Raw genomic sequence first — 12,554 nt, forward strand, 5'->3', positions numbered from 1 at the left:
GTGCATTTAGCTCCATTTTTCTACCAAGGCACCTTTGTGATAAATTACCACACAGACAAAGCAGGAAACTTCTCTGCTGGGTATGTGGCAGTAGGGGGATTGCTAGGCATTACGCATAATGCCTCTATGCGCTGGCATTATTTCTTTTAATGCCTAAAGTAGTGGGCTGGTGGATTCGGCTTTGCGCGATAAAGCAGGGAGTTTGCCTTTTGCTTGTGCGATAGGCAACCAGCCTTATCTCCGCGCAAAAGGCAGCGCAACCCTGCTTTTTCATCGCAAATCCTAGAATCCTTTGCTAGCTTTTTTAGAATTCTTACTTACTCCTAGAATCCACTTTTTACATTTTTGGCGTTTATTACTAGAATCCACTTTTCAAAAAGTGGATTCTAGTAAAGGTTATTTTGCTAGCGCAAAATTATGGATCGCCACGCCGATACATCGGCTCGCGATGACAGAGGGGGCAGCGTAGCACAAGGCTCGTAATGACAGAGATATTTCGCCTAAAGGCTCAATATGACAAGAGAAGGGCGTTATACGCAAAAAGTGGATTCTAGATTTGTGGTGTGTGGGGAGGCGTATTGCAAGCTTTGGATAATAATGCTAAGATTAGCCACATACAAAGCCACATAACACTGAGAAGCTAGCACGCCACAGCTTGGCGTAATTTTGCAAGGAGCATATATGCCCACACTTTTTAGACTTATTGGCAAGGGGCTTTTGGCACTAGCTCCTGTCATTATACTTTTGTGGATACTCACTTTTGCCTATGGGATTTTGGCGCGCATTATTGGTGTGATTTTTAATACCACTGCAAACAACTCCATAGCCACGCTTGCGATCGTGCTGATTTTGCTTTTGATCCTAGCTTATGCTGGATATTTGCTGGAGAAAAATAAAGACTTCATTTTGCTTAAACTCTCCGAATTTGTGATCGATAAAATCCCCGGAGTCGCCTCAGTCTATCATGTCATCAAAGATGTGTTTAAGATGTTTTCTGGCTCTGGCTCTGCAGAGTATCTTGGGGTAGGGTATTTGCGCTTGGGGGAGCATAAGGTGATAGGCTTTATCACCAAAGAAGAGGAAGAGCATTTGTGGGTGTTTGTGCCTACTACGCCTAATCCAACTTCTGGATTCTTGTTTCGCGTAGAAAAGGACAAGATCGAGCGCACAGATATTAGCGTAGCAGATGGATTGAAAAAAGTCGTATCACTGGGGATCAAGTAGCAAGGAAGCAGTGGTAATGTGGCATAAAATCCAAACATCATTCAAGCATTTTAGCGAGCTAGTTGCCTTTGAACACACGATCTTTAGCGCGAGTTTTATTTTGATAGCGATGTGTGTGGCGAGCGTGGAAGTCAATCTAAGCCTATGGGTGGGCTGGGAGACATTTGCTCTATGTGCATTAGCACTCATTAGTGCTAGAAATTTTGCTATGGGGTTTAATCGCCTGTGTGATAGGGATATTGATGCGCGTAATGCTCGCACCAAGAATCGCCCAAGTGTCGATGGCAGAATCTCTGCTCGTAGCATTGCGATCTTTTGTGTGCTAAATGCGCTGGTCTTTATCTTAGTAAGTGCTATGATCAACTCTCTTGCTTTTGTGCTTAGTGTGCCGTTTCTGGCTATTTTGGGTGGGTATAGTCTTATGAAACGCTTTAGCTCTTTGGCGCATTTGGTGCTTGGGATTTCACTCGGGCTTGCGCCTATCGCTGGGGTGATCGCAGTGGCTGGGGCTGTGCCTTTGTGGAGCGTGCTGCTAGCTTGTGGCGTGGCGTTTTGGGTGGCGGGCTTTGATGTGTTGTATTCCTTACAAGATATACAAGTCGATAAGCAAGAGGGGCTGTTTTCTATCCCTGCACGCTTTGGTGTGAAGCGATCGCTGTGGCTTTCTCGTGGCTTTCACTGCTGTGCGGTGGGGCTGTGGTGTGGCTTTGCGTATATGGCAGATCTTGGGGCTTTGGCGTGGATTGGCGTGGGGCTAAGTGCGTGTATGCTTATCTATGAGCAGTATCTCGTGCATAAAAATTTCGCCAATATCCCTAAAGCCTTTTTTGTAGCAAATGGCTATCTAGGCTTTGTGCTGCTGGCGTGTATCATAGGCGATGGGGCTGGGCGGCTGGGCGGACTATGAGAGAAGAATTGCTACAAAGCTTTATCCAAGCCGCACAAGAGTGTGGCATACAAACGCGCATCATATCCTGCCATATCCCCATAGAATGGACTAGAATCCACTCTTGCTCAAATGCCTTAGAAAGTAGCGATGATATAAGCTATCTGCAAGAATACGACACTCTTGGCGCGAGTAAAAATGACCTAATCGCCCAAGCTATGCACTTTGGAGCGAAGGAGAAAAACACCTCCATAGCCTTAGTGCTAGAGCTGCTTATAGATATGCAGCAGCGACTTAGCAGGATTGAAAGCCATATCCTGCAAGAGCAGCAACGCTTGATCCCGCTGGATTCTAGTGGCATTATGCTTGGGCTAGGGCACGGCGTGCTATGCGTAAGAGATGGGGAGTTTGACAAAAGTGGATTCTACTATGTGCGCTTTAGTCTGCCTACGCTCTCCCAGCGTGTGATTGGGGTGTTTGCGTGCGCACTTACAGATAGTCTCTTGCACATTGTGCGCATACATTCACATAATACGCAAGCCCTTGATAGCTTCATCGCCGCCAAAGAGATGGAGCAGCTGCGGCAGCGGCAGGTGGCGCAATTTCAGCAAAAGGATGGCAAATGATGATTGATTATGAGTTGTTTTTGGTATGTGTGGGGGGGATTGGATTTGTGCTAGTGTGTGTGCTTGCCTATATGATCATTAAGGACAAGGACACTTCTAAGCGTATCTCGCGCTTTGAGACTGCGATAGAAACCATTGTCAAAGAAGTGTATAAAGTGCAAAAAACCCAGCAAAAGCTAGAATCCGCCCAAGCAAGTCAAGAGTTTCTCACCACAGAAAATGGCGAGTCTAAATTCAACGCCACAAACGACAAGCTCATCGCGCTTAATAAAAAGCTCATCGAGCTAGATAAAGACATTGATCTATTGCGCAATCATTATGATGAAAAGATTATGAGTCTTGAAAATCGTATCCGTGAGTATGGGAGCTTTAGCTCAAGTGGGGGGGATATTGATGAGAAAAAGATCATTGATATGTTTCAAAATGGCTTTAGTGTGGATTCTATCGCCAAAGAATTGCGCATAGGGCGCGGTGAGGTGGAATTTACCTTGAAGCTAGCTAATATCAAATAGGCTTTTCATTGCTTCAGCTTATCGAGTTTTACTCCAAGCCCTGCAATCCTTGCGGCTATTATGATGATAGGTATTCACATTTTCGCTACTTTTTTATCCAAAACTGCTCGAAGGCTTTTTGCCAAGCTTTGATTGAGCGTGGATACCGCCGCTTTGGGGAGTATTTCTTCACGCCGATGTGTGCAGACTGCAGTGAGTGCTTATCGATCCGCCAGAGAGTAGGGGGCTTTGTCCTTAGCAAATCCCACCGCCGCATAATCGCCAAAAATACCCAAACCACCATCACCATAGCACGCCCAAGCCTAAGCGATGAAAAACTCCAGCTCTACAATCAATATCATCAAATTATGGAGGGCAAAAAGGGCTGGAGCTATAAGGAAATGTGCGCGGAGAGCTATTGCGAGAGCTTTGTTGATGGCTTTTGCGACTTTGGCTATGAGATTAGCTACAAAATCGCTGGCAAGCTTGTGGGGGTGGGGTATTTTGACCTGCTAGAAAATGCGATTTCTGCGACATATTTTTTCTATGACCATAAGTTTTCTAAACTTAGCCTAGGGACATTTAATATCCTTACCCAGCTTCTCATAGCTCAAGATAAAAATCTCGCATATTTTTATCCGGGCTATTGGATCAAAGATCATCATAGCGTGGGCTACAAGGAGCGTTTCACGCCCTTTGAAGTGCTGAAAAATGCCCCAGAGATCTTTGAGCTACCCATTTGGGAGCTTTATCAAGCAAACACAAAGGAGATATAATGCAAGAGATTCTAAAAACTTATTTACAAGCCATACAAGACATAAAAGACAGCGACAAAGAGCATACCTATCGCACCCCATTAGAAAATTTGCTAAATGCCTTAAAAGAGTGTTTGACTCTGCAAAATAAAGCCTTGCAATCTATCCATATCAAGCACGAGCCAAACAACGACAAAGAAGGCAGGGGCGCACCAGACTTTTTAATCACAAAAGATTCTCTAACACTTGGCTATATTGAAAACAAGCGCGTAAATGCAGATTTGGATTCCATATCTCAAAGCCCACAGATTGAAAAATACCTGCGACTAAGCGATAATCTAATGCTTACAGACTACTTGCGATTCTGCCTTGTGCGTAAAAATGACAAGGGCAATGCAGAGATTGTGCGAGAATGCAGGATCTGTGAGCTTTCACAGCTAAAAGCCTTAGCCAAAAATCCCAAGCTTTTTAACCTAGAGACTAAAGCAAAAGAGCTGACCGAGCTTTTCACACTCTTTTTTTCCCAAAGCCCAAGCCCCATAATCACGGCAAAAGAGTTTGCAAATGCCTTGGCACAGCGGACTAGAATCCTAAAAGATGAAATGATAGAAAAGCAGAGCAACGCACACATACAAGGGCTTTTTAACGCCTTTAAAGAATCGCTCTATAAAGAATTAGAGTTTATCGCCTTTGCCGATAGTTTTGCACAAACGCTTACTTATAGCCTATTTCTCGCAAGGCTAAACAACAATACAAATGAAACAATCACTTTAGACAATGCTTATAATTTTATCCCTAAGTCTTTCTCACTTATCCAAGCGATGAGTGAATACCTAAACAAATTAAAAAAGCTAGATTCTATCAAATGGCTTATAGAAGAAATCATCGCTATTATCAATCACATAAACATCACTGCCATTATCCACGATCTCAACAAGCTCTCGCAAAAAGACTTGCTAGGGGAATACATTTATAAAGACCCTTATTTACATTTATATGAAGACTTTCTCAAAGAATATGATGAGAGCTTAAGAGAAGTGCGGGGCGTGTATTACACCCCAGCTCCGGTGGTTAGATTCATCATAGATTCTATTGACTTAACCTTACAAAAAGACTTTAGCAAGCAAGGGCTACAATCCGCTATCACCGATAGCGATATTACCCTGCTAGACTTTGCCACAGGCACAGGGACATTTCTGCTAGAAGCCTTTAGAAAAGCCCTAGAATCTAGCGATAAATCCACGCCTAGCTTTATGCTTAAGCCACTTTTGAAGCGATTTTATGGCTTTGAGTTTTTAACCGCCCCCTACACCATAGCGCATTTAAAAATCTCTCAAGTGCTAAAAGAAGAATTTGGCATAGAGCTACAATATAATGATGAAACAAAGGAATATGAAAGTCTAAATATTATGCTAACAAATACGCTGTATTTCAATAATGCTACACAAAAGCCACTACCCTTTTTTGCAGAGCTTACAAAGGAGTTTGAAAAAGCCCAAGAGATTAAAGGCAAAGATATTTTAATCATCACGGGCAATCCCCCTTATAGCGGAGCTAGTGCGAATAAAGGCTTATATGAAGATGAAGTGCGTATTGCCTATGGGCTAGAGCCAAGCTTGGCAGAGCTTAGTGCAACCCAGCGCGATAAGATTGAAGCGTATTTTAAAGCAAAGGCGAAAATGCCACAAGATAGCACCCAACAAAGCGACAGCCAAGCCCTTAAAGAATGGCGTAAAGACAATGCTTGTGTGCTCTCAACCTTTGCAGAAATCCTAAAATATCGTAAGCTTAAAGATAATCCCCATAAATTTGAGCAGCTGCTAGAGACATATAACATCACAGGCATTGTAGAAAATGGCAATCTTAAAACCCTACAAGAGCTGATCGTAAAGCACAATATCCACAATGAAAAAAACCCAAAATGGCTACTCGATGACTATGTCAAATTTATCCGCTTTGCTGAAAGCAAGATTGAGAAGCAAGGGGGCGGAATCTTTGCCTTTATCTCTAATAATGCCTTTTTAGATAACCCTACATTTCGCGGTATGCGTTACCACTTGCTAAAGACATTTGATAAAATCTATATCCTAGACCTACACGGCAACGCTCGTAAGAAAGAGACCACACCAAGCGGCGATAAAGATGACAATGTCTTTGACATTATGCAAGGCGTTTCTATCAATATTTTTGTAAAAACCAAGTCATTGCGAGGCAGAGCCGAAGCAATCCACAAACAAGCCAAAGCTATGGACTGCCACGAGACTAAAGCCCATCACAATGACGATCTAGCGACAATCTACCACTATGATCTCTATGGCAAACGCAAGGATAAATATCACTTTCTTAAAAGTAACAATATAGATTCTATCGCTTGGGAGACCCTTAAGCCACACAGCCCCTTTTATCTCTTTATCCCCCTTAATGCAAAGACCGATAAAGAATGGAGTATCAAGGATATTTTTAAGGCTTCTGGTGTGGGGATTTGCTCTAAAAGAGATAAGATAGTGTTTCACAATTCTAAAGAAAGTTTAAAATCAATGCTACACGATTTTATCACTAAAGCAAAAGATGAGTTGTATAAAATCCATAATATAGGGGAAGATTCTGGGGGCTGGAAATTAGAATGGGCGATTGATGAAATAAGAAAAAATAAGGATAATTTAGATGAGTTTATACAGCTCTGTCATTATCGCCCTTTTGATCATCGCTGGACTTATTATACAGATAAAAATTGTGGCTTTATGGCGCGTCCTGTCTATGAAGTTTTTAGGCATTTTCTACACGATTTTGACAATATAGGCTTGGTGTGTTATAGAAATTGTGGCGTCAATGGGCTGGATAATATTTTTATCGCAAATGGTTTGATTGATTTACATTTAGTAGGCAGTGGGAGCAATATTTTTCCTTTATACACTCAGGATTCTAGCCGCAACGAGAATCTAAGCCCAGAGTTTAGAAATTTTATAGACAAACACTATAAAGAGCATTTTAGCCCAGAGCAGATTCTAGGCTATATCTATGCGGTGCTATTTCATAAGGATTATAGAGAAAAGTATTTAGACTTTTTGAAAATTGACTTTCCTAAAATCCCCTTTGTAGAATCTAAAGAGAAGTTTTTAGAGTTTAGCGAGCTTGGCAGCCGCCTTATATCTCTGCATTTACTGCAAGATAATGCGCTAGACTCTCACATAGGGCGACTGCAAAAAATCGGCAAAGATGAGAGTAGAGTCATAGAAAAGCCTAACTACAACGCAGAATCTAAACAGCTTTTTATCAACAAAAGCTTGTATTTTGACAAAGTGGATTCTAGGGTGTGGGAGTATAAAATCGGCGGCTATGCCGTGTGTGAAAAATACCTTAAATCCCACAAAGGTGAAGAGATAGACTTCATACATTTTCAAAAGATTATCCAAACGCTACACAAAAGCCTAGAGCTAGAATCCAAAATCACAGCCATAGAGATTGCCTAGCTATCTCCCACTTTTGCGATAGCCTTTTGGGATAGCTAGCAGCAGTGCATTTCTGTCATTGCGAGCAAGCGCGATAGTGGTTGCGTGGCGATCCATAAAAGACACAATAAAAAGTGGATTCTAGTAAAAGTTATTTTGCTAGCGCAAAATTATGGATTACTAAAGAAGCTGCGCTTTGCCACGCCGCAGCTCACGCAATGTCTCGTAATGACAGCAAAACGCCGCTAGTAAAAGTGGATTCTAGGGGGTGGGAGTATAAATCGGCGGCTATCAAGCCTTAGAGATTAGCTCCAAAATCTCTTGCTTGCTTTTGTCTCTTAATGACTCATAGCTGCCGCTAAGGGCTAGGGCGCGGGCAATTTGCGCTTGGCTTAGTCCTTTAGATTTTAGGGCGTTGTTTTGCGTGAGTGAGAGCTTCTTGCTATGGCGGTGATAGCCTATGGCGTATTTATGCACGCTATCGCGTAGCTTTTGTAAGAATTGCAGCCGCTTGTCGCTAGGATCAAGCCTTATATGCTTGGTGCTAGTGTAGATCGTATCTTTTGCTTTGCCTTTGGCGCGGTGGGCTTTGGCATCGCGCTTTTCTTTGGCGATGGCGATCACATCGACATAGATCCCACTAGATTCTAAGATCTCTTTAGCTAGGGTGATTTGTGCTTTGCCGCCATCAAGTAGCCACAGATCTGGCGGCGGCTCGGTGTCAAAGCGTAGGGCGCGGCGGGTGAGCATCTCGCGCATTTGCCCATACTCATCGCTAGAGTCAAGCTTGTATCGGCGGTAGTTTTCCTTGCTCAATGCGCCATTGTCATAGACGATCATTCCGCCCACGCAGTCTCTCCCGCTATGGTGGCTTGTGTCAAAGACCTCAATCCTACTAGGCAGCTGCTCTAAATCAAGCAGGCTTTGCAGCTCACGCAGTAGTGCTAGCTCACTGGCGTGCGTGTCAGTATGCTGGGCTAGAAGCAAGGCGGCGTTTTCTTGGGCTATGGGGAGGAATTTCGCGTATTGCCCGCGGCTAAGCGAGCGGAATGGGATCTTTCTGCCCTGTATGCGTGCGATCGCTTCTTGCAAGGCGTGCTTTTGCTCATCGCTAAAGCACTCTGGCAGGGCTATGGACTCTGGGAGTAGGGGGAGCTTGCTTGCGTAGCGATTCAGCAGGGCTTGGGTGTAGATCTCGCTTGGGTCATAGTCTCTGCTAAGGCGCACGATCTCGTGGGAGAAAGATACGAGCTTACCGCCACGCACAAAGAGCCATAGCAGCAGCCCTTGGGAATGGTCGCTTTCTTTTGTGCGCTCTATGGAGTCTGCGCTAGAATCCACCTTAGAATCCACTTTTGTAATCGCACGAGGATTTGCCCTAGAATCCACTTTTTCGCTAGATTCTAAGGAGCTAGAGAAATACACAATATCAAAGCTCACATCTCTAGCAAGATCAAGCACGCAAAGGGTGCGGAGATAGGAGAGCTTTGTGAGCCTATCGCGGTAGGTGGCGGCTTCTTCAAATTGGAGATTTTGTGAAAGGGAGAGCATTTTGGCTTCAAGCAGGGTGATTAGCTTCCTTGGGGATTCTAGGGCTTTTTGGGCGGATTCTACGATTTGGGCATAGGCTTCTTGGGTGATTTTGCCCTCGCAAGGAGCTTTGCAGCGGTTGATTTGGTAGAAGAGGCACGCACGCTTTTTGGCTACACAGCTTGGCGCGCGCTGCACTAGGTGAAAAAGCTCTAGCAAGGAGTGCAAGATCTCTCTACAGCCATTGGGGTAGGGACCAAAGTAGCGCGTAGTCTTGCTCCCTTTGACTTGGCGCGTGATGATTGGCACAGGGAAGTCTAGCCCCATATCAAAGGCGATGTAGGGGTAGGTCTTATCATCGCGCAGTAGCACATTGTATTTGGGCTTTAGCTGCTTGATGAAGGAGTTTTCTAGGATAAGCGCATCGCTCTCGCTCTCTACGACAATCGTCTCGATCCGCGCGATTTGCCGCACCATAAGTGCTATGCGTGGGCTGCAGTTGGGGCTTGGGATCGGGGTGTTTTGCTGCTTGGTTGGCGTTAGGGCGAAGTAGCTTCTTATGCGGTTTTTTAGGTTTTTTGCCTTGCCTATGTATAAAATCTTGCCGCTAGAATCATAGTATTGATAGACACCGGGCTTTTCAGGCAGGTGGCTTAGTGTGTGTGCAAAAGTGGATTCTAGCATAGCAGGGCTAGCTTGCAGGGCTTAATGATGGCTCCCGCACGCTTACTTCTGTGATTTTAGCAATGCCTAGGAGATAAAAGACAAAGCTTAATATCGTAGCGACAAATGCTAGGGCAAAAATGAGTAGCGATACAGAGAAAAGAGAAGGAGCTATCATAAGGGCTTCTATGTTGGGGTATTTGTCTTGCGCTAATGCTTCTGTAAAAGCACTCAAGTCAATCGCCATAAACACCACAGCAAACGCAATGACAACAAGCGCAAATGAGCCGACATAGAATTTAAAGGCTAGGATAAATTGCTTAAGATTCGTGCGTGCGCTAAACTCTGTGCAGATCCTCCAAAATAGCCAAAGCATTAGCGGTATATCGATGAGATACACCAAGCCAACAGCACCTATGAAAAATCCAAAATTTCCTGTTTCGCGTTGTGCGGCGATTATGATCATCACCGCTAGCATAAGCCCAAGCCCAAGAGTAAGCAAAATCATAAATATATGACTTTGAAATACAGAAGAGTTGCTAAGCTTTGAGAATTTATACACCCCCACAAGATACCATACCATAGCCCCTAGCATTACCACCGAAGCGATAATCCCAACAAGAGGCACGACACTAAGAAAATAGCAAATAAGCAGCGTAACAAGCGAGCGAAACATCGCATTTTTAGCCGATTGCAGCTCGGGAGAATTGTCTAGGTGGATAATTTGCATAAACACTCCTTGATAAGTAGCTAGATAGGGTGCGATTATAGCACAAGGCACAAAGACAGAAATACAAATTATTATCTAGAATCTAGTTTTACAAAAGTGGATTCTAGTGGGGTAGGGTAGGGGTGGCTTAAAGTTGATTATGCTAGGATTGCGGTTTTATACAAGGATTTATGATGTATGCGGATTCTGCTTTAAGTCTTATTGTGCCTTTATCAGTGATCGCGCTGGTGTTTATCACAAGGCGGGTTACTTTGAGCTTGTTTTGTGGGATAGTGATTGCTGCTGTGATGATGAGTGATAGTATAGCGGCAAGCTTAGGCTATGTGTGGGGGCATATTTCTGGGGTGTTTTATAGTGTCGATGAGGGCGGGAGTATCACGCTAGCGCGAAATGCTCTCTATGTGTTTGGGTTTCTTATAATCCTTGGGATTTTGAGTCAGCTTATCGCGTATTCCGGTGGGGTAGGGGCGTTTGTCGCGTGGGCAAGGCAGAGGGTCAAAAGCCCCAAAGGATCGGAGTTTGTGGCGTTTATCGCTGGGATTGTGATATTTATCGATGATTATTTCAATGCCCTAAGCGTGGGACAGATCTCCAAATCGCTTAATGATGCCAATGGCTCTACACGAGAGCGACTAGCCTATATTATCGACTCTACTTCTGCGCCTATTTGTATCCTTATGCCGCTCTCTAGCTGGGGGGCGTATATCATAGGGATTTTAGAGTCTAAGCATTTAGCCCTAGAATCTGGGGCATTTTTCACACTGCTTGCAAGTATTTGGCACAATTATTATGCGTGGTTGGCATTGCTGGTGGTGTTTTTAAGCATTTATTGGCAGATATATTTTGGGGCTATGCGCACGCGCGTGAATGTGGGGCTTAAAGAAGTAGAATCCACACATAAGCACTCTATCTCAAGTATGTGGCTGCTCATCGCGCCTATCGTGCTGCTTATAGTGAGTGTAGCGGCAATGCTGTTTTATAGCGGATATGCAGAGAGCGGGAGCCTAAGCCCTATCGTAATGCTGCAAAACACCCAAACAGGCTTCGCGCTTTTCTGGGGTGGGCTTTTTGCTTTGTGCATTAGTGTAGCTCTGTGCATAAGGCATTTGGAGACAGATTCTATCGTGCCTATTATCCGCTATGGCATTGGCTCTATGATGCCGGCTATTTTGATTTTGATCTGTGCGTGGGCGATTGGACCCATTATCAATGAAGATATGCAGACAGGGCAGTATCTAGCGCATTTGGCACAGGCGCATTTAGCGCAATACGCGGGCGCGATTTTGCCGGTGCTAGTTTTTGTGATTGCTGGCTTCATCGCCTTTGCCACGGGGACTAGCTGGGGGACCTTTGCCATTATGCTGCCCATTGCTGCGACTATGGCGCAGCTGTGTGGGGCAGACTATGTGCTAAGCCTATCGGCTGTGCTAGCTGGGGCAGTCTATGGCGATCACGCTTCGCCTATTTCTGATACGACAATTTTGTCCGCGACTGGGGCAGGGTGCAATGCACAAAGCCACTTTGTAACGCAGCTACCCTATGTGAGCTTTGCGGCGTTGTGGGCGTTGATAAGCTTTGGCGTGGCGAGTGCCACAGGGCTTGTGGTGCTTGGCTGGGTGTGTGGGATATGCGGCGTTGTGGGCGTGATTTATATGCTGAAAAATCGCTATACTAAGCCCATAGAGCAGGGCGGCAGTATAGGGCGGTAGGGCAAGAAAGGAGAGGCGATGAAGCCAGAAAAGCGCGTAGCATTTGTGGATTGCTGTGATGATGGGATAAGAGATAAGGTCTGCCCTATTTTGGAAGAGCATTTTAAGCTTGTGTTTGATGAGATAGCACCAGAGTATGTGTTCTACTCTGCATTTCAATATCTGCGACTATGCCATAGGCTTTGATCATTTGCACTTCTTAGATCGCTATTTGCGCTATCCGCTTTACCTTTTCTATGAGCAAGACACACAAAGAGCAAGCAACAAGCACAAGGGCGTTGATGAGACACTTCTAGCAAGCAAGGAGCGATTTTGCAATTTTGTAGTGAGCAATGGCAATGCCGATCCTTATAGAGAGCAAGTATTCTACGCGCTTAATGCGTATAAAAAAGTGGATTCTGGCGGGAGGTATCTAAACAACATAGGGCAGCGCGTGCAAGATAAATTTGCCTTCCAAAAGCAGTGTAGATTCTCCCTTTGCTTTGAGAATT

At 44.5% G+C, this 12,554-nt stretch carries 11 protein-coding genes and 1 pseudogene; 10 read left to right on the top strand and 2 right to left on the bottom strand.

Annotation, left to right across the window (positions count from 1 at the left end):
- Positions 1 to 292: 292 nt before the first annotated feature.
- From NYG90_RS10280 to NYG90_RS10315, 8 genes are all read left to right on the top strand, one after another.
- A complete protein-coding gene (locus NYG90_RS10280) occupies positions 293 to 469 on the top strand; it encodes a hypothetical protein (protein WP_285265031.1) in 177 nt (58 codons plus the stop codon).
- 212 nt (positions 470 to 681) lie between these two features.
- Complete coding sequence (locus NYG90_RS10285) at positions 682 to 1,224, top strand: DUF502 domain-containing protein (RefSeq protein WP_115011900.1); 543 nt, start codon at positions 682 to 684, stop codon at positions 1,222 to 1,224.
- 16 nt (positions 1,225 to 1,240) lie between these two features.
- The gene (gene mqnP / locus NYG90_RS10290) at positions 1,241 to 2,131 is read left to right on the top strand and encodes a menaquinone biosynthesis prenyltransferase MqnP (RefSeq protein WP_285257756.1); all 891 of its coding nucleotides are present in this window, start codon (positions 1,241 to 1,243) and stop codon (positions 2,129 to 2,131) included.
- Positions 2,128 to 2,736 carry a hypothetical protein gene (locus NYG90_RS10295; RefSeq protein WP_285257755.1) on the top strand — a complete coding sequence of 203 codons (609 nt, stop codon included), beginning with the start codon at positions 2,128 to 2,130 and terminating at the stop codon, positions 2,734 to 2,736. Before mqnP ends, NYG90_RS10295 begins: the two co-directional genes overlap by 4 nt.
- Entirely contained in the window at positions 2,733 to 3,248 is a 516-nt protein-coding gene (locus NYG90_RS10300; protein ID WP_115011897.1) for a coiled-coil domain-containing protein, read from the top strand. The genes NYG90_RS10295 and NYG90_RS10300 overlap by 4 nt, the downstream gene beginning before the upstream one ends.
- An 8-nt stretch (positions 3,249 to 3,256) precedes the next feature.
- Complete coding sequence (locus tag NYG90_RS10305) at positions 3,257 to 4,003, top strand: arginyltransferase (RefSeq protein ID WP_115011896.1); 747 nt, start codon at positions 3,257 to 3,259, stop codon at positions 4,001 to 4,003.
- Complete coding sequence (locus tag NYG90_RS10310; protein WP_285265032.1) at positions 4,003 to 7,452, top strand: type ISP restriction/modification enzyme; 3,450 nt, start codon at positions 4,003 to 4,005, stop codon at positions 7,450 to 7,452. The genes NYG90_RS10305 and NYG90_RS10310 overlap by 1 nt, the downstream gene beginning before the upstream one ends.
- A 113-nt stretch (positions 7,453 to 7,565) precedes the next feature.
- The gene (locus NYG90_RS10315; protein WP_285257753.1) at positions 7,566 to 7,733 is read left to right on the top strand and encodes a hypothetical protein; all 168 of its coding nucleotides are present in this window, start codon (positions 7,566 to 7,568) and stop codon (positions 7,731 to 7,733) included.
- Here the strand turns inward: NYG90_RS10315 and NYG90_RS10320 are convergent.
- Positions 7,723 to 9,645 carry an excinuclease ABC subunit UvrC gene (locus NYG90_RS10320; RefSeq protein WP_285257752.1) on the bottom strand — a complete coding sequence of 641 codons (1,923 nt, stop codon included), beginning with the start codon at positions 9,643 to 9,645 and terminating at the stop codon, positions 7,723 to 7,725. The genes NYG90_RS10315 and NYG90_RS10320 overlap by 11 nt on opposite strands.
- A 7-nt stretch (positions 9,646 to 9,652) precedes the next feature.
- Positions 9,653 to 10,354: a hypothetical protein gene (locus NYG90_RS10325; RefSeq protein WP_285257751.1), complete on the bottom strand. Its 702-nt coding sequence runs from the start codon at positions 10,352 to 10,354 to the stop codon at positions 9,653 to 9,655.
- A 173-nt stretch (positions 10,355 to 10,527) separates the two neighbouring features.
- Between NYG90_RS10325 and NYG90_RS10330 the strand changes: the two genes are divergently transcribed.
- Positions 10,528 to 12,063 carry a Na+/H+ antiporter NhaC family protein gene (locus NYG90_RS10330; protein WP_285265034.1) on the top strand — a complete coding sequence of 512 codons (1,536 nt, stop codon included), beginning with the start codon at positions 10,528 to 10,530 and terminating at the stop codon, positions 12,061 to 12,063.
- 18 nt (positions 12,064 to 12,081) lie between these two features.
- Positions 12,082 to 12,554 (top strand): annotated as a pseudogene (locus NYG90_RS10340) (glycosyltransferase family 10 domain-containing protein); the annotation flags it as partial.

This window comes from Helicobacter zhangjianzhongii (genome assembly GCF_030249855.1).
GTDB classification, from domain to species: domain Bacteria; phylum Campylobacterota; class Campylobacteria; order Campylobacterales; family Helicobacteraceae; genus Helicobacter_B; species Helicobacter_B zhangjianzhongii.